At 58.9% G+C, this 16,641-nt stretch carries 18 protein-coding genes; 11 read left to right on the top strand and 7 right to left on the bottom strand.

Translation table 11 applies throughout. The annotated features are described in order from the left end of the window. Positions 1-14 precede the first annotated feature (14 nt). Positions 15-1,157 carry a CPBP family intramembrane glutamic endopeptidase gene (locus tag RR_RS18245; RefSeq protein ID WP_011224671.1) on the top strand — a complete coding sequence of 381 codons (1,143 nt, stop codon included), beginning with the start codon at positions 15-17 and terminating at the stop codon, positions 1,155-1,157. Between the two features lie 56 nt (positions 1,158-1,213). After that, the gene (locus RR_RS18240) at positions 1,214-1,360 is read left to right on the top strand and encodes a hypothetical protein (protein ID WP_004964450.1); all 147 of its coding nucleotides are present in this window, start codon (positions 1,214-1,216) and stop codon (positions 1,358-1,360) included. Here RR_RS18240 and RR_RS18235 read toward each other — a convergent pair. Continuing rightward, on the bottom strand, positions 1,357-1,815 hold the full coding sequence (locus tag RR_RS18235) for an NOB1 family endonuclease (RefSeq protein ID WP_011224669.1): 459 nt from the start codon (positions 1,813-1,815) through the stop codon (positions 1,357-1,359). The two genes, RR_RS18240 and RR_RS18235, sit on opposite strands and share 4 nt — an antisense overlap. After that, entirely contained in the window at positions 1,816-2,055 is a 240-nt protein-coding gene (locus RR_RS18230) for a PRC-barrel domain-containing protein (RefSeq protein ID WP_004518435.1), read from the bottom strand. Between the two features lie 197 nt (positions 2,056-2,252). Between RR_RS18230 and RR_RS18225 the strand changes: the two genes are divergently transcribed. Then, positions 2,253-2,807, top strand: a complete 555-nt coding sequence (locus RR_RS18225) for a plastocyanin/azurin family copper-binding protein (RefSeq protein WP_011224668.1) — start codon at positions 2,253-2,255, stop codon at positions 2,805-2,807. Positions 2,808-2,901: 94 nt separating this feature from the next. Then, positions 2,902-4,707, top strand: a complete 1,806-nt coding sequence (gene infB, locus RR_RS18220; RefSeq protein WP_007189198.1) for a translation initiation factor IF-2 — start codon at positions 2,902-2,904, stop codon at positions 4,705-4,707. Between the two features lie 272 nt (positions 4,708-4,979). On the opposite strand, the gene RR_RS22115 is transcribed toward infB, so the two are convergent. After that, positions 4,980-6,788: a hypothetical protein gene (locus RR_RS22115; protein WP_011224667.1), complete on the bottom strand. Its 1,809-nt coding sequence runs from the start codon at positions 6,786-6,788 to the stop codon at positions 4,980-4,982. A gap of 248 nt (positions 6,789-7,036) precedes the next feature. Between RR_RS22115 and RR_RS18215 the strand changes: the two genes are divergently transcribed. Further along, a complete protein-coding gene (locus RR_RS18215) occupies positions 7,037-7,231 on the top strand; it encodes a hypothetical protein (protein ID WP_007189199.1) in 195 nt (64 codons plus the stop codon). 56 nt (positions 7,232-7,287) lie between these two features. Here the strand turns inward: RR_RS18215 and RR_RS18210 are convergent, their stop codons facing one another. The 3 genes from RR_RS18210 to RR_RS18200 form a co-directional block, all read right to left on the bottom strand. After that, a complete protein-coding gene (locus tag RR_RS18210; protein WP_004593952.1) occupies positions 7,288-7,641 on the bottom strand; it encodes a DUF5811 family protein in 354 nt (117 codons plus the stop codon). 81 nt (positions 7,642-7,722) lie between these two features. Beyond that, positions 7,723-8,193, bottom strand: coding sequence for a pyruvoyl-dependent arginine decarboxylase (locus tag RR_RS18205; RefSeq protein WP_011224666.1), 471 nt, complete (start codon positions 8,191-8,193; stop codon positions 7,723-7,725). A 42-nt stretch (positions 8,194-8,235) separates the two neighbouring features. Next, on the bottom strand, positions 8,236-9,450 hold the full coding sequence (locus RR_RS18200) for a PQQ-binding-like beta-propeller repeat protein (protein ID WP_049939088.1): 1,215 nt from the start codon (positions 9,448-9,450) through the stop codon (positions 8,236-8,238). A gap of 362 nt (positions 9,451-9,812) precedes the next feature. Between RR_RS18200 and RR_RS18195 the strand changes: the two genes are divergently transcribed. From RR_RS18195 to glpR, 6 genes are all read left to right on the top strand, one after another. Further along, positions 9,813-11,153 carry a sugar ABC transporter substrate-binding protein gene (locus tag RR_RS18195; RefSeq protein WP_011224664.1) on the top strand — a complete coding sequence of 447 codons (1,341 nt, stop codon included), beginning with the start codon at positions 9,813-9,815 and terminating at the stop codon, positions 11,151-11,153. Between the two features lie 26 nt (positions 11,154-11,179). Beyond that, positions 11,180-12,118: a carbohydrate ABC transporter permease gene (locus tag RR_RS18190; protein ID WP_011224663.1), complete on the top strand. Its 939-nt coding sequence runs from the start codon at positions 11,180-11,182 to the stop codon at positions 12,116-12,118. Continuing rightward, on the top strand, positions 12,115-13,035 hold the full coding sequence (locus tag RR_RS18185; protein WP_004964475.1) for a carbohydrate ABC transporter permease: 921 nt from the start codon (positions 12,115-12,117) through the stop codon (positions 13,033-13,035). Before RR_RS18190 ends, RR_RS18185 begins: the two co-directional genes overlap by 4 nt. A 6-nt stretch (positions 13,036-13,041) precedes the next feature. Further along, positions 13,042-14,172, top strand: a complete 1,131-nt coding sequence (locus RR_RS18180) for an ABC transporter ATP-binding protein (RefSeq protein WP_004964477.1) — start codon at positions 13,042-13,044, stop codon at positions 14,170-14,172. Positions 14,173-14,180: 8 nt separating this feature from the next. Beyond that, positions 14,181-14,348, top strand: a complete 168-nt coding sequence (locus RR_RS22585) for a hypothetical protein (RefSeq protein ID WP_164734732.1) — start codon at positions 14,181-14,183, stop codon at positions 14,346-14,348. A gap of 201 nt (positions 14,349-14,549) precedes the next feature. Next, positions 14,550-15,317 (top strand): HTH-type transcriptional regulator GlpR, encoded by a 768-nt coding sequence (gene glpR / locus RR_RS18175; protein WP_004964479.1) that lies wholly within the window; start codon positions 14,550-14,552, stop codon positions 15,315-15,317. Between the two features lie 35 nt (positions 15,318-15,352). Here the strand turns inward: glpR and RR_RS18170 are convergent, their stop codons facing one another. After that, entirely contained in the window at positions 15,353-16,573 is a 1,221-nt protein-coding gene (locus RR_RS18170) for a proteasome-activating nucleotidase Pan2 (protein ID WP_004964481.1), read from the bottom strand. Positions 16,574-16,641 lie beyond the last annotated feature (68 nt).

The following is a 16,641-nucleotide window of genomic DNA, read 5'->3' as shown; positions in this document are numbered from 1 at the left end:
ACGGACTGCCGATAATGGACGATACCGCCGCGAACTGGGGTGTTCTCGCCGCTGGCCTCGGTCTCGTCGTACTCGTCGCCACAGAAACCGGCATCGCTGGCTGGATGACACCGGCGACAACTGTCGGCCCGGTCACCGCCCGACAGGTCGCCGCCGCCGGCTTCGTCGTCGCCGCGCTCGCCTTCTCGCTTGTTCGTCACGGCGCACTCGACCGCAGACAGGCGGGTCTGGGCGCAGCAGGCGCGAGCATCGTCACAACCCTCGCCACGCTCGTCGCCTTCTTCGGGCCGGAGTTCCGTGCTGGCGTTGCGGCGACCGTCGGCATCGCCGTGTATCTCACAGTGCTGGCCGGGGGTCTGACGGTTGCGCTGGGCTGGGCGCTGGCGACCGGCATCCCGAACGACCGGCTGTACACGGTCGCCAGAGCGCTCTCGGTCGCAACGGGAATCGGGCTGGCCGGCTTCCTCGTGGGCACGGTGTTTGCCCAGTTCGTCGTTCTCGGGGTCGCGGCCGCAGGGCTTGTCAGCGCCACAGCGCTGGAAGGCGGGACTGTCACCGGCCCCGCGTATGTCACGCTCACTATCGGCATCGGCGTCGGATTCATCGGTTTCGGGGCGGCCGTCGCCAGCCGGCTAGACCGTACTTGGACCGACCTAGACCTGCAGCGCCCCGGTCTCCGTGACATCGGCTACAGCGTCGGCGGCGTCGTCGTCCTCATGGTCGCGCTGTTTGGCTTCAGTTACCTTATTCAGGCGCTCGGGCTCGAAGCGGCCCGGAGCAGCGTCGAGGAACTGGCCCGCGAGGACCCGTCATTCCTGCTCGTGATGGTCCCACTCGCGTTTCTGACTATCGCGCCGAGCGAGGAGTTTATTTACCGGAACCTCATCCAGAAGTACCTCTACGACGATTTCGGTGAATTTCAGGCGATTATACTCACCAGCGCCGTTTTCGGTGTCGTCCACTTCGGACAGTACGCCGCCGGCACGCCGACACAGACCGTGCTCTCGCTGCTCCTGGTGTTCGTCCTGTCGACGCTGCTGGGCCTCAGCTATCTCAAGACCGAGAACCTGCTCGTGCCCATCTTTATTCACGGGGCGTTCAACGCAATCCAGTTTCTCACATTGTACATCGAGATTACAGGAAATCCGGCGATCTGAGGTGTCTGACCGCTGTCTGACGGGTGTTTATGCGACCTACTGTTGTATGCGATGACATGGCTCGGCGGTTCACTATCGTCTGTGATGACGACCAAGCGCGGAGTATCGAAACGCTTGCGCGGCGCTACGGCATCACAGAGGCGGAAGTGCTGTCGCAGCTAGTCGAGCTCGGGCTCAACGCCCGGGACGAACAGACCGTCTAAGCCGGGTTTTTCCGCGAGAGCGAACTCCCACAGATGGGACAGCGGTCGCGGTTCTCGTCGAACTCGCGGCCACAGCCAGCACACTGGAACAGCCACTCCCGCTGTTCGGAGATCCCCTCACGGGCGATAACTTCGACCGCCACATCGAGTTTCTCCGCGACGTTTTGCATCGCGTAATCGTCCGTGACGAGGCGGCTGTCGAGTTCGAACGCGGCCGCAATCAGCCGGATATCGGTTGCCGAGAGCTCCGCAAGATCACCGGTCTCGCTGGCAGCGCGCTCGATGCGCTCAACAGTGTTGTCCTCGGGAATGTGAAGGTGCATCCCAGAGCCTTCGAGCGCGTCGAAGCGATAGGCGGCCTCGTCCTCCAGTTCTTCTCTGACGAGTGGAATCGTTGCTATCTGCTCGTCGGTGTGATACTCGTTGATAAATGCCGAGGAGTCAAGAACGTACATCTAGCGTTTAACGATCATGTGGTCTTTCACTGCCTTGACCCGCTCAACCGGGACAAGCAGGCGGCCCTGGTCGCTGTACTCGAAGTTTGTGTTACGGAGCGACTCCGCGGGGTCGATAACGAGGTTGTGCAGCGCGCCCGAGGAGAAGTCCATCGTGATGTTGTAGAGACTGCCGATCTCCGCGCCATCAGTCCCCATCACGTCTTTCCCCGACAGGTTTTCTGCGAGTATTGCAGCCATACCTCCTTGTTCCGAACGAGGTTACATAAACGCCACGGGGATATCCGACGAGAGAACGATGGTCGCCGACAGCGACAGTCACGGATAGAAACGCTGGGTAAGCAAGTGTTGAGAGTCCCAGTGGAGTCGTTCTGTGACCGGGATCGCACAGTCACAGTAGGCAGCAGCCCTAAGCGGCAGGCGTCCTACGAGTACGCATGGACCGGAACAGGCGTCAGTTTCTCGGCGCGCTCACGGCCGTCGTTACCGGGACTATCGCGGGCTGCAGTGGTGGCGACAGCGGTGAATCATCCCCAACAGCGACGGCCACCGCTACGCAAGTATCAACCCGTACTGCGACAGCAACGCCGACTGATTCGGTGACGACGTCGACGGAGACCGCAACCCCAACCGAAACACCAACACCGACTGAGACTGCCACTTCGACCGAAACGCCGGCCTCCACTGGAACGTCGGTGGACGCCGAACAGGAGGTCGCCGTCGCGCCGGGAAGCTTCAGTTTCGCCCCGGAAACGTTCGAGGTCCCCGCTGGAAGCACCGTGCTATGGGTCTGGGAGGCCGGCGGCCACAACGTCAAATCGACCGCGACGCCGGAAGGCAGCGACTGGACGGGGACGCCCGGAGACGACGGAAAGACGTACAGTTCCGGCTACGAGTACGCCTACACGTTTGAGGTCCCCGGAGAATACGAGTACCACTGCGTCCCTCACCAGAGCATCGGCATGACAGGGTCGTTCACTGTAACCGAGTGACGCCCGCTTAGCCCCACGTTCGGTTGCGTGCGTTTGATGACGACGAACTTAACTGCCACCGACGACTCGGTTCTGACAACTTCTGGAGCCATCTATGTCTGACACGGACCCCACAACAGCCACCGACGACACCCTGCGGACGCCCATCGTCGCCGTTCTGGGCCACGTCGACCACGGGAAGACGAGCCTGCTCGACAAGATCCGCGGTTCGGCCGTCACCGCCGGCGAATCGGGCGCGATTACACAGCACATCGGCGCGACAGCCGTCCCGCTTGACGTGATTTCCGAGATTGCTGGTGACCTGGTCGACCCGACGGACTTCGACCTGCCCGGCCTGCTGTTCATTGACACGCCGGGCCACCACTCCTTCTCGACGCTCCGTTCCCGCGGTGGCGCGCTCGCCGACATCGCCATCCTCGTCGTCGATGTCAACGACGGCTTCCAGCCCCAGACGCTGGAGGCCATCGACATCCTCAAGCGAACCCAGACGCCGTTTATCGTCGCCGCAAACAAGATTGACACCGTCCCCGGCTGGAACCCTAACGAGGGGCAACCGGTCCAGCAGACGATGGACGCACAGTCCGACCGCGTGCAGTCCGACCTCAACGAGAAGCTGTACGAGATTATCGGCGAACTCTCGGACAACGGCTTCTCCGCGGATATGTACTGGCGCGTCCAGAACTTCCAGGCCAACATCGGCGTCGTGCCGGTCTCGGCCGAAACGAGCGAGGGCATCCCTGACCTGCTGACGGTGATGATGGGGCTGTCCCAGCGCTACATGAAAGAGGAGATGGAAATCGACACCAGCGGTCCCGGTGTTGGGACTGTCCTCGAAGTGAAAGACACCCAGGGGTTCGGGACGACGCTCGACGCCATCATCTACGACGGGACCATCCGCAACGACGATACCATCGTCGTCGGCGGGCTGCAAGGGCCGATCATCACTGACGTGCGTGCGCTGCTTCGGCCACGCCCGCTCGAAGAGATCCGGACCGAACAGGAGTTCGAGCAGGTCGACGAGGTCGCCGCCGCCGACGGTGTCAAAATCGCCGCGCCGGAACTCGGCGATGCGATGGCCGGCGCGCCGATCCGCGTCATCCGCGACCGCGACCGAAGCGAGGTCATCGCCGAGGTGGAGGAGGAACTCGCCGAAATCGAAGTGACGACACAGGAAGAAGGGGTCGTCATCAAGGCCGACACGCTCGGGTCGCTGGAGGCCCTCTCCAGTACGCTCGAAGAGGAAGAAATCCCGGTGATGCGGGCCGAGGTCGGCGCGGTCGCACCGCGGGACGTGCGAGTCGCCGAAACGGCCGGCGAGTCGACCAATCAGGCGATTCTGGCGTTCAGCGTCGACGTGCTCGACGACGCGCGGGACCTCGCCGAACAGGAGGACGTGAAACTGTTCGAAGACGACGTCATCTACCAGCTCGTCGAGTCCTACGACGACCACGTCACCGCCATCGAGGAGGCCCAGCAGGAGCAGATTCTGGAGAACATCACCCGCCCGGCGAAGTTCCGCATTCTGCAGGATCACACCTTCCGCCAGTCCGACCCGGCCGTCGTCGGCGTCGAAATCCTCTCCGGTGAACTCCGTCGGAACGTCAACGTCGTCAGGTGGGAGAACGGCGAGGCGAACCGCGTCGGGACTCTCAAAACGATTCAGGACGAGGGCGAAGACGTCGACTCGGCCCGCGCCGGTGAGCGCATGGCTGTCTCCATTCAGGGGCCGACCGTCGGCCGCCAAGTCGAGGAAGGCGACGACCTCTGGGTCGAAATCCCCGAAAAGCACGCAAAGATTCTCGAACAGGAACTCAAGGAAGACATCTCCGTCGACGAGCGCGAGGCGCTGTCGATGTATCTGGAGAAACACCGGAACCGCGACCCCTTCTGGGGGAAGTGAGTCCCTGCTCAGAAACGACTCTGTATCTATTATTTGGCGGGTTCCGCCTGACGTTTCAGAGTGGTCCGGAGCTATTACTGAGTCGCAATTACGGTTGACAGAGAATTATCAGTTGTGCTGTTTCTTTGTGGATGTGTTACAGTCGTCTGAACTCCAAAAAGATGTATCAAAAGTATTGTTACACGGATGTTCAAGTGAAGTTGACGAGCGACCAACACTACAAACAATACGAGACAGCATACACGAACTGTTTGAGATATAGCGTAGCGTCTCTATTCTGACTCGAATCGATATAGCGGATTATCGTCAAACACTTTGATTATCCCCTCATTTTCGGTTCGGTCAACTTTAATCTCACCATCGATATCTGGTTCATCGGCTTCATTTAATCGAATGTGTGTTGTCAGTTGAAGAGGGTCTCCATTTGACCAAGCTGCGAGATACTGCGTGTCAGCAATCGAACCTCGGATAAATCCAATCGATGAAAACCCTTCTGTACATTCAACATTCCAATAATCATATGAAATTTTATCACTAGAATGCGGTGTGTCTGGACCTTCATACCCTAATGCGTTAGGGCTTCGGTTTCTACTCAAGTCTGGCATATCTAATCCACCCCACCCTGTGAACAAGTGTTTTACACGCCCACTTACATATACCCACGGAAGTACTGGTTCAGCATCAACAAGCCAATAGCCAATACCTGCGAATAGAATAGATGCTGTCACACAGTCTGCACCCTCCGTGTTCTCGACACCTTCTGTTCCATTCTTGAACAGTTCGATAATGCTTTCTTCTGGTGAATTGTGGTATCTACCAAGAGTCCATTTATATGGGAGTGCATCGCCAACAAATGCTTTCAATACTGTTAGCTTGTGGTAGTCAGGGGTTTCAAGCGATGATAGATAGTGTTTGTTTTCGAATGCTTCTTCGATTTTGCGTGCCCAGCGTTTACTTACTGCTCGCCCAACTGCGAACCGTAGCGGATTTGCACCAACAAATTCATTAGGGCTTCTATCTGGAAAAACAGCGGCTTCTAGTAGTTGCACTACCGCATCATCTGATTCTTGAGCAACTGGCTCAGAAATATTGCCTACAGTCACATTACTTCCGTAGTTCGTTTTATGAGGAATTTCTTTTTGACGAGCGCCCCCATCACCAATACTCCATTCTGTATCAGGAACCGCAATTCTCATAGTAGACGGTGAATTGAAGTATACTGCTTCTAAATACTCAATCTCTGACATTCGAACGGTAAAGACGGTCCAATCATAATATGGCCCTTGTACTTCATCGTCATCGTCAACATAAAACGCAGTAGTGAATATTGGTGTACGAACAAGAACTGTGATTTCGATGTTCTTGAGGTCAAACCAATCGTCACCGTCTACATCCGTTTCAGAATACTCTGATTTGTCAAGTTTTGGAACATTAAATGGTGACTCGTCTGGTTCATTATACCAGAGTTCAACTTTTTGTTTTGGAGTGGTATCACTGTCCCATGTTTCTCTTGATGCAAACTTTGGCCCGAGCGAGCGAATTTCTGTTGTTACTCGGGCTTTATTTTCAAACATCATGATTGCTTCGTGAGTTCTGTGGACTTCCTGTGCCTCACCGTCATCAATCGCTATTTCAAAAATCAACTCCTGAGGCGTGTTCAGATACCCGTCAAAATATTCATTTGCGTCTTCAAATCTCGCTTTTGCTCCATAGACTTGAGGAAATGCTTGGTATTCTTCTCTTGCAAGTGGTCGTCGATCGTCGTCATCTGCTACTGGGGCGTTTGAATATATATCGACTCTAAATGTATCTGGGTCATAATCTTTGATTCCGAATAATTTGAACCTGATAGTATCCAAGGATACCTCAACCAGATTGACCTGAATATCTAATTGTTGATCTTCTTCAGGTGGTGGCGTGGAGTCAGTGCCATCTAGTGACTCATCTTGATTGAATGCGTTACAGCCTGCAAGTCCAGTTGCTACACCTGCGGCCCCTGCTGCAAGGATTTCTCGCCGTGAAACACAATACGAATACCTGACCTCATCAGGTTCGGACGAGCCGTCCAAATAGTCAGTCATTAACAATTCAGCGTTCTGAGTAATAAAAACTGTTTGGGAGGTAAATGGTCACCAGCTGTGGGATACGACTTATTTCCATTCAAGAGCGATTGACACCGCTGGAGTGACCATCTGGTGCTGGTGATGGTTCTGTTATACAAATTTGGTAGAATCAGAAGATTAATTCTGGGGCAAATAGGCGGTACTCGGTGCGCTGTTTGCGCGAGTAATAATATTTAATTAGGAGGCGTGTCTCCATACAGACACGAATGCCTGGGTCCCTGTCGATGCCTGACCTCGTGCTTGCCAGCATCGCCCTCTCGATGCTACTGGCGTCGCTCGGTGCCGTGGTTACTTCGCTTAGTTTCGTCACAGCGCTGAGTGCCGGCAGCCTCCCAGCGACCGGCTCCATCGGCTACGCGCTGTTTTATGACCCGCCGGTCACCAGCGGCGGTCACGACTGATAACAACGACTACGCGTCACCATGACTGTGCTGCAGAAAACTGAGAGCAGCGACTGTTACTGCGCTGTCGGCGACGTGTCGTCGCCCATCACTTGCTTGACCTGCAGGGCGGCGGAGGCGGCGATGCCCTGCGCGAGGTCGTCGCGCTCGGCATCGGAGATGCTCGCGCTTTCCGGGTCTTCCGGCGTGTAGTCAGCGCTGACGACCGACCCGACCGGAGGCTGGACTGCGATTGTGGCCCGTGGGCCCGTCGTGCTGTTACTGATTTCCGAGCCGACGACGAACTCGCCGGGCAGGAGTTCGCGGGTCCGGGCGGCGACGCTCGAGAGGTCCCGGCGGAGGTTCTCGCGCTGTTCCGCGGTCAGCGTCACTTCTTCCGTCTCCCCACCAAACGACGTATTACCGTACATGAACGTTCTCTGTCTCTATGGGGGGGAGCACTAAAAACCCAGTGTCGAGCACAGTTCTGACCGGCACCGTCGGCACACGCACTACACGACGGGGTGGCTCTCGCCGTAGGTAGCGAGAACGACGGCACTGGCGTACTCGGCGTCGTCGGACGCCGATTCAACGTAGACGTTCTCCTCGACGAACTCCCAGTCCCGGAGGTCCCGACCAGCGGCCAGCCCCTCACGGATTTCCATCCGGACCGCATCCTCGCTGGTGCCGTCGACCTCGTAGAAGATACCCGGCCCGTCCTCGCTACGGGCCCAGCCGATGCCCGCCGCGCCGCGTTCACCCGGTGCGACGGTCGCCGAGGACTGGACGACCTCTAGCGCTTCGCCGGGCGGCCCCAGATCCGGCGCTGTCTCAGTCACCTCGATAGTCGGTTCGGCAGGAATGACCGACGAGAGCGAGATGAGGTTGTAGTTGTGGACGCCCGCCTCGGCGAGTGCCGCGTCGTACGCGGCCAGCGCGGTCGGGCCGGTCGCAGTCCCCCATACGACCCGAATGGTACTCATAGGCGAGAGTCGACGGTCCGTGGTGTAAGGGGTTTCGCTTCGTTATGCCGGAACGAGTCCGTAGCACATCCCCGGGCGGTCGGGGTCGCCGTCGACAGCGCGTTCTGTGTAGTAGATGCCATCAGCGGTCACCAGCGGCGCACTCGTCACGTGGCCGCGGTTCTCAACGGTCCAGGCCACCGCACCCGAGTCCCGCTCCAGTGCGTACAGCCGCCCGTTGTAGGACCCGACGAGTACGTGGTCCCGGGTGGCGACGACGCTCCCGATAATCCACCCGCCGGTGTCGTAGCGCCACAGTTCTTCGCCGCTGGCGAGATTGATTGCATACACGCGGTCGTCGTGGCTGCCGACGTAGACGGTGCCGTCGTGGACCGCTGGCGCACACATCACGTCGGCGTCGGCTTCGAAGGTCCACCGTTCCGAACCGTCGGTCACGTCGACGGCAGTGACTGTCTCAGCCCACGACGGCACGATGGCGGTCCCATCAGCAACGGCGATGGGGGCTTTCACGTCGCCGCCAGTGTCGTAGCGCCAGACCTGTTCGAGACCCGGAAACGACCACGCGTAGCAGTAGCCGTCGTTCGAGCCAAACAGCAGGCGGCCGTGCTCGCGGTCCAGTGCCACCGTCGAGTGGGGGTGGTCGGTCGGTCGGCTGTCGCGCCACTGCACGTCACCGGTCGCGGCGTTGACAGCGACAACGCTCCCGCTCGGAGCCGCGTGCTCGACAGCGACGTACAGCGACCCGTTGTAGTAGGTCGGACTCGCGCCGATGGCATCGCCCAGGTCCGTCCGCCAGCGCCGCCGGCCGGTTTCGAGGTCCAGTGCCGACAGCGCGCCGTCGTAGGCCCCGATGTAGACGGTATCGTTGGCGATGGCCGGCGTGCCGTGGCTCCCTCGCGTCGCCTGTGTAATTGTTGTTGCCCACTGGACCTCGCCGTCCGGCGCGATGGCCCGCACGCGGCCGGTGTCGTCGGCCAGAATCAAGTCGCCAGTCGGTGCCAGCGCAGGGCTCCCTTTTGCCGCGGTGTGGTCCCCGCGGTTCGCCGGCAGTTCCCAGGCCCGCTCGATGGCGTCCGGAACGGACATATCCTGATGCCCCTGGTTCAACAGCCCCTGCCGGAACTGCGTGGCGGCGTGTTCATCGAGCGCCGTCGATGCAAGCGGATTGAACTGTGACTGACACCCCGCGACCGACCCGACTGTTGTCGCTGCGAGCGTCCCCAGAAATGCCCGCCGTGTCCGTCCGCGCTCTGTCACGGGCACCGATACCGGGCGGGGTGGCTTAAATCGCGCGGCGTTATGTGGGTCACAGGCGACCTGTGGAGTCTCGATGCAGGACCGAATGACGGCAGTCCGATCGAGACGGTTACCAGGTCTGCACGATTCGGTGAATGGTTCGTTCAAATCATGCCCCAATTCAGGTTTGTGAGCGAAATCAATCACGCAAAACAGTAGTTCCAAATTAATAAATAATATTACTATAAGATAGTTGTACCTTCAAATTCTATTTTAGACGCTGAAGAGCCAATAGAAAAGCTCATGCTATAAACTATGATATTTATCTTCATATTTAATAACCCCCATAATTTATAATCCATGGCTGTTTCGTGAGCGATTGTATGCAAGAGAGTTCAAACCGCACTCGTCGAACGTTCATCAAAAGTGCCGGTGTCATCGGGGCAGCGGCGCTTGCTGGCTGCAGTGGCGGCTCCGATTCGAGCACCGAAGACGGCTCCGGTGGCGATAGTTCCGACGGTGAGAGTTCAGACGGTGCCACAACCGGCACTGGGTCGGAGACGATGGCAGACGAAATCGTGTTCTACAACGCCGGGTCGCTGGAGTTCGACCCCGGAACCGAAGCCAACATTGAACGCTTCGAGGAGGAGACCGGTATCTCCGTGGAAGTCAACGAGGTTCCGTGGAGCAACCTCAAGACCAGTCTGACGACGATTTGGCGGAACCAGGACAGCACCGTCGACGCGTTCAACGGCCCGACCTGGTGGCTGGCTGACTTCGTCAGTTCCGACTGGCTCGAGCCGATCGGCCTCGGAAGCGACCACATGAGCAAGTTCCCCGACTCGCTGAACGACCTCGTCCAATTCGACGGCCAGACCTACATGGCTCCCGAATTCGGGAAGTGGGGGAGCTACCTCTACGACCAGCAGTACCTGAACGACCAGGGCTTCGACGCGCCGCCGGACACGTGGGATGAGGTCCTGAGTCAGGGCGAACAGCTATCACAGGGCGACAAATCCGGGTTCGCGTTCACCTGGGCCGGCAAGTCCGTATTCAGTTTCAAGCAGTTCCTCTACCAAGCCGGCGGCCAGCTATTCAACGACGGCTACGAGCCGGTGTTTGTCGAGGAAGGCAAAGAGGTACTGGAGTTCTTCAATGGGCTCCGTGAGCGCGGCATCATGCCTGACGGGATGTCCAGTCTCGGCGAGGGTGGCGTCGGTGACAACTTCATCGCCGGCCAGTACGCGACCGTCGAATCCTGGACGCCGCTTGGAGCCCGCGCAATTGACGAATGGGACGAGAATCGCATCGGCAGCGCCAAGCCACCGAAGGGGCCGGAAAGCCGTGCAACGTTCCAGGACACGAACGGCATCAGCGTCTCTGCGTTCTCCGAGCGGAAGGACGCAGCCAAGGAGTTCGCCCGCTTCATGACGACACGCGAGTCGTCCAAGAACAACATGCTCGTCGAAGGGAACCCGGCTGTCGTTCCGGAGGTGTACGAAGACGACGAGGTCCAAAGCGAGTACCCGTCCTGGCTGCTCGAAGACATGCGGTTCAACCTCGAGAACGCAAAAAGCGAGACGTACATGGCACAGCCACAGGTCGATGACTATCTGAACGAGCAGCTCACGCCGGCGCTGCTCGGTAACAAAGACCCCGAAAAAGCACTCAACGACGCCTACAGCAACATTGAGCGCCTCTACCAGGACATCGGTCTGCTCTGATTGACGCGATTCAGGTTTTATATATCATGTCCATTGAAAAGAGCCCACTGCGTCGCAAACTCGACAAGCTGTTCGTCCCTTTGACGGTTGGGCCGACACTGCTGTGGATCGCCGCAATAATCGTCTATCCGACCGCGAAGCTGTTTCTCAGCAGCTTCCAGTTCCGTAACCCGGTAACGAACGAGATGGAGTTCGTCGGCCTGCGGAACTTCCGGCGGTTGATCTTCGCACGCGAAGGGGGCGAGGCCGTCCTCGGCGTGTTCAGTCCCAGTTTCGTTTCGATTACGACGAACACAGTCATTTACGTCGGTTTCAGCGTCTCCATCTCGTTCCTGCTCGGCCTTGGCATCGCGCTGTTGCTCGATAAGGATCTGAAAGGGCGGGGTTGGTTCCGAACAGCGGTCATCGTTCCGTGGATTCTTCCCTACGTAATGAGCGGGCTGATGTGGCGCTGGATGTTCCAGTCAGACTTCGGCGCGATAAACGGGGCGCTTCAGCGGCTCGGCGTCATCTCGGGGAACATCCCGTTCCTTTCGGATGGCGCACTCGCCATGATGGCGCTTATCATCGCCGACGTCTGGGTGTTCACCCCCTTCATCATCATCATCCTGCTCGCAGGCCTGCAGAACGTCCCAGAGCAGCTGTACGACGCCGCCGAAGTCGATGGCGCGAGTCGGTGGTCCCGGTTCTGGAACGTCACGTATCCGTTCCTGAAACCATCGATACTGGTCGCGCTGACTATCCGTATCATCTTCGACATCCGGGCGCTGGATCTGGTCTGGGTGATGACACAGGGCGGCCCTGGGAAGGCGACTGAGGTATGGGCCTCCTGGCTGTACCGGACCGCACAGGTATTCAACGAACCCGGGACCGGCGCTGCACTTGGGGTCGTCCTACTGGCCGTGACCTTCGCCATCGTGGCCAGTCTGTACAAGATATTCGGCGAATCACCCTACGAAGCATGAGCACGAAGAAATCACCACTCAACCGACTACGTCGGTCGCTGGGACTGGAGACACAGAACGAGTGGCCGTCCGTTGCCCGCGAGCGACTGCTGGCTTACGGACTGCTCGCCGTATACGTCCTGATCATCTGGTTCCCGATCTACTACATCTTCATTACGAGCATCAAGCCATCAAGCGAAGTGCTGTCGCTGCCGATCACCTTCCTCCCACAGAGCCCGACGGCACAGAACTACGTGGATATCTTCACGAACCGACCGTTCGACAACTATACAATCAACAGCATGATCGTCGCGACGACGACGACGCTCATCTGTATCACTCTGGGAACGGTCACCGGCTACAGTTTCTCCCGATATGACTTCCTGGGGAACAAGTCGCTGCTGCTGTCGATCGTCGGCGCGCGGATGATTCCACCCATCGCGCTGATCGTCCCGTTCTTCCAGATCATGTCGAACCCGCCGCTCATCGGCGGACTCACCGGGAGCCTGTACGACACGCGGCTCGCGCTCATCCTCACGTACACGTTCTTCAACCTCCCGTTTGCCGTCTGGATAATGAAGAACTACTTCGACGGTATTCCCGAATCATTGGACGAGCAGGCCCGAATCGACGGTTGTTCCCGTTGGGAAGCGTTTGTCAAAATAATCCTGCCGATGGCGAAGCCGGGCATCGCGGCCACTGCTATCCTCGCGTTCATTTTCTCGTGGAACGAGTTTGTCTTCGCGCTCGTTCTCACATCCTCGGAACAGGCCCAGACGCTTCCGATCGCGGTCTCACTGTTCGTAGCTGACGACTTCGTGGACTGGGCGCATCTGGCAGCCGGCGGGATGATTGCCGCGTTACCCGGCATCCTGTTCGGCCTGTTCTTCCAGCAGTACATCGTGAGCGGACTCACACAAGGAGCAGTCAAGGAGTAACTAACTATGGCACACGTAGAACTCACCGACCTCGTAAAGGAATTCGACGACGTTACGGCAGTTGATGGCATCTCGCTGGACATCCCCGACGAAAGTTTCACTGTCCTCGTCGGCCCGTCAGGGTGTGGGAAGACCACGACTCTGCGCCTCATCGCGGGGCTCGAACGGGCGACCGACGGTGAAATCAGAATCGGCGAGAATGTCGTCAACGACGCTCGCGCATACGAGCGGGACATCGCGATGGTGTTCCAGAACTACGCGCTGTATCCGCACAAGACGGTGCGGGACAACATGCGGTTCGGGCTGGAGCAACACGACACGGACGAAGAGATCATCACCGAACGAGTCCGAGAGACAGCGGAGCTGCTACAGATCGAAGAGTTACTGGAACGGCGGCCGTCGGAGCTATCCGGCGGTCAGCAACAGCGGGTCGCGCTGGGCCGCGCAATCGTCCGTGACCCGGCAGTGTTCCTGATGGACGAGCCACTGTCGAACTTAGACGCGAAGCTCCGCGTCCAGATGCGCGCCGAACTGAACAAACTTCACGAGGAACTCTCGACGACGACTGTCTACGTCACCCACGATCAGGTGGAGGCGATGACCCTGGCCGACCAGATCGCAGTCATGGACAACGGGCAGATACAGCAGGTCGGCGAACCGACGCACGTGTACTCGAACCCGCGGAACATGTTCGTCGCCGGATTCCTCGGCTCACCGAGCATGAACTTCCTCGAAGGCACGCTCGAAGAGTCGTCTGCCGGCAAGTTCGAACTGGACCTCGGCGGCGCTATCCACAACGTTCCCGACGAGTTCACCGATGCGCTCAGCTCGTATCTCGGAGACCGCGTGACGCTGGGCATCCGCCCGGAGAACATCGCGCTTAATCAGGACGGCGTCCCGGCGAACGTCCACCCGGCAACAGTGGAGGTCGTCGAACCGCAGGGCGAGAAGACCGTACTCGAACTCGAACTCGAAACCGGCCAGAGCATCAAGGCCGCGGTTGACCCCGACACGACGGTCGAGATGGGGGATGCGGTGAACCTCCGGTTCGACAGGGACTCGCTCCAGTATTTCGATCCCGCCACGGGCGAATCGCTCACGTACGACGCGAAGATCGAACAGCAGGCGACGATCTGACGATGGCTATGGAACTCGCCGATAGGATGGCACCCGCCGATATGCTCGTGTTCGGGACTGCGTTCGGGCTGGCAGGCCTCGCAGTCTTCAATTACGCGACCGGTGTCTACGGCGGCGCAATCGTCAGCAGTGTCGGGACAGTCGTCACGACGCTGTTTGGTGTTTTCACCGATTAGTACCGGGAGAGAGTTTTTCATGAACGTCTACATACTGAATGATATACCCCTAAACGCCATCGAGCAATCTCGCAAATCACTAGACTGTGTCGCCGGCCCTGAGAGCAGGGCCGATTCTATTGAAAGAGATGATACGAACTAACACATACATCAGTCGGAGGCCACCCTCACCTGCAGAGTCCGGGCCCGCTGTACTAGAACATGATTCCTGATGAACGACGGAAAGAAATCGTTCGACAAGTAAACAGATCGGATCGGGTCACCGTCGAAGAACTCACCGAAGAGTTCGGTGTCTCCGAGGCGACGATCCGACGAGACCTCTCGTCACTCGCAGAAGACGGGCTTATCGAACGGTTTCACGGCGGTGCCCTTCCGGCGTCGGAGAAAGACGGGTCCAGTACGGCCGATAGTATCGACAACCCAAGTGGCAAGCGGGCTATCGCTAAGCGCGCCGTCGATGAACTGAGCGACGGCGACGCCGTCTTCTTCGACACGGGGCCGACAGCGCGCGAAATAGCGAAAGCCATCCCGGAGCAGTTGTCGCTGCTTGCCGCGACGAACTCACCGGAGAGCGCGTTCGAACTCCGCGAGACTTGTGGCGAGGTCAAGGTCGTCGGCGACTCACTGCGCCAGACCTCGGACGCGCTCGTCGGTCCCAGCGCCGAGTCATACCTTCGGAAAACGAACTTCGACATCGTGTTTCTCGAAACCGATGCGGTCCAGATCGATGGCGGTCTCTCCGTCTCGAACGAAGACGAAGCGCGCATCAAGACACTGCTCTGTGAAGGCGGCCGACACGTCATTCTGGTGGCCGACGGGAGCAAACTGGACAGTCAGAGCTTCCGCGAGTTCGCGACTGTCGAGGATATTGACATGTTCATAACGGACGTGTCGCTGAGCGACGAGATGCGGGCAGTGTTCGAGCAGGCGAACGTCGCGGTGATCGACAATTTGCTGGCCGTTCCGTGATCCTGTCCCTGTCTAAAATCTGCTTTCCTCCAGCGTCAGGCGAACGCGACCGGAACGCTGCTGGCGTCGTCGTCGGCTTCGATTTTCTCTAAGGCGTCGTGGAGGTCGGCCTGCTGGACCGTTGTTCGGCCGTCGCGGATGGCGAACATCCCAGCCTCGGTCGCCAGTGAGGCCAGTTCCGCGCCGGAGAGGCCGTCAGTTTCGGTGGCAAACGCGCCCAAGTCCACGTCGTCGTCGAGGTTCATCTCCTGCGTGTGGATTTCGAGGATGCGCTCGCGGCCTTCGACATCGGGGTTCGGAACTTCGATGAGGCGGTCGAAGCGGCCAGGGCGGAGGATAGCCCGGTCGAGCATATCGAAGCGGTTCGTCGCGGCGATGATACGGATTTCCCCGCGCTCGTCGAAGCCGTCCATCTCCGAGAGCAGTTGCATCATCGTCCGCTGGACCTCGGCGTCGCCGGAGGTCTTCGACTCCGTTCGCTTGGCTGCGATGGCGTCGATCTCGTCGATGAAGATGATAGCCGGTTCGCGCTCGGCGGCAAGCTCGAACAGGTCTCGGACCAGTCGCGCGCCCTCACCAATGAACTTCCGGACCAGTTCGGAGCCGGCCATCTTGATGAACGTCGCGTCGGTCTCGTTGGCGACGGCCTTCGCCAGCATCGTTTTCCCGGTGCCGGGCGGGCCGTGTAGCAGGACACCGCTTGGCGGTTCGATACCGACCTCACGGAACTGTTCGGCGTTGACGAGCGGTTCCTCGACGGCCTCTCGGACCTCACGGATCTGTTCTTCGAGGCCGCCGATGTCCGAGTAGGAAACGTCCGGCGAGCCATCGACCTGCATCGCCTGTGCGCGGGCGTCGGTTTCGGGATCGAGGATCTGTTTGACGCCGAAAGAGTCGTTGATGGCGACGCGGTCACCGGCCTCAAGGCCGTCACGGATGGACGGCGAGACTTCCGTCAGCACTTCCTGATTGTTGCCGTGCTGTTTGACGACGACGCCGTCGTCGGTCAGCTCCTCGGCTGTCGCGATGTACAGCGACGAGGTTTTGAGCGTCTCGTTTTCCCGTTCGAGCTGGTCGACCTCGTCCGTGAGGTCGTGTTGCCGGTCACGGGCAGCGTCGAGCTGCTCAGTCAGCTGTTCGTTGACCTGTACTATCTCTTTGAAATGTTCCCGGAGTGCCTCCAGACGCTCGTCAGGCGTCATATCGGGATCAAGTTCCAACCGTGGTCGTTCCGGAAGCGAGGGACTGCGCGACATTTGGATGGTCGGTACTATACGGTTGAGACACAAAGTGCCTTCGGGTCACAGGGGGTGAAACAGTTATC

It is taken from the genome of Haloarcula marismortui ATCC 43049, assembly GCF_000011085.1.
GTDB lineage: Archaea > Halobacteriota > Halobacteria > Halobacteriales > Haloarculaceae > Haloarcula > Haloarcula marismortui.
This window is presented reverse-complemented; position numbering and strand designations above follow the sequence as displayed.

Excerpts from the sequence above, each read along its gene's own strand:
- RR_RS18245 (WP_011224671.1), top strand. The coding sequence starts at position 15 with ATGGACGATACCGCCGCGAACTGGGGTGTTCTCGCCGCTGGCCTCGGT.
- RR_RS18240 (WP_004964450.1), top strand. The coding sequence starts at position 1,214 with ATGGCTCGGCGGTTCACTATCGTCTGTGATGACGACCAAGCGCGGAGT.
- RR_RS18235 (WP_011224669.1), bottom strand. The coding sequence starts at position 1,815 with ATGTACGTTCTTGACTCCTCGGCATTTATCAACGAGTATCACACCGAC.
- RR_RS18230 (WP_004518435.1), bottom strand. The coding sequence starts at position 2,055 with ATGGCTGCAATACTCGCAGAAAACCTGTCGGGGAAAGACGTGATGGGG.
- RR_RS18225 (WP_011224668.1), top strand. The coding sequence starts at position 2,253 with ATGGACCGGAACAGGCGTCAGTTTCTCGGCGCGCTCACGGCCGTCGTT.
- infB (WP_007189198.1), top strand. The coding sequence starts at position 2,902 with ATGTCTGACACGGACCCCACAACAGCCACCGACGACACCCTGCGGACG.
- RR_RS22115 (WP_011224667.1), bottom strand. The coding sequence starts at position 6,788 with ATGACTGACTATTTGGACGGCTCGTCCGAACCTGATGAGGTCAGGTAT.
- RR_RS18215 (WP_007189199.1), top strand. The coding sequence starts at position 7,037 with ATGCCTGGGTCCCTGTCGATGCCTGACCTCGTGCTTGCCAGCATCGCC.
- RR_RS18210 (WP_004593952.1), bottom strand. The coding sequence starts at position 7,641 with ATGTACGGTAATACGTCGTTTGGTGGGGAGACGGAAGAAGTGACGCTG.
- RR_RS18205 (WP_011224666.1), bottom strand. The coding sequence starts at position 8,193 with ATGAGTACCATTCGGGTCGTATGGGGGACTGCGACCGGCCCGACCGCG.
- RR_RS18195 (WP_011224664.1), top strand. The coding sequence starts at position 9,813 with ATGCAAGAGAGTTCAAACCGCACTCGTCGAACGTTCATCAAAAGTGCC.
- RR_RS18190 (WP_011224663.1), top strand. The coding sequence starts at position 11,180 with ATGTCCATTGAAAAGAGCCCACTGCGTCGCAAACTCGACAAGCTGTTC.
- RR_RS18185 (WP_004964475.1), top strand. The coding sequence starts at position 12,115 with ATGAGCACGAAGAAATCACCACTCAACCGACTACGTCGGTCGCTGGGA.
- RR_RS18180 (WP_004964477.1), top strand. The coding sequence starts at position 13,042 with ATGGCACACGTAGAACTCACCGACCTCGTAAAGGAATTCGACGACGTT.
- RR_RS22585 (WP_164734732.1), top strand. The coding sequence starts at position 14,181 with ATGGAACTCGCCGATAGGATGGCACCCGCCGATATGCTCGTGTTCGGG.
- glpR (WP_004964479.1), top strand. The coding sequence starts at position 14,550 with ATGATTCCTGATGAACGACGGAAAGAAATCGTTCGACAAGTAAACAGA.
- RR_RS18170 (WP_004964481.1), bottom strand. The coding sequence starts at position 16,573 with ATGTCGCGCAGTCCCTCGCTTCCGGAACGACCACGGTTGGAACTTGAT.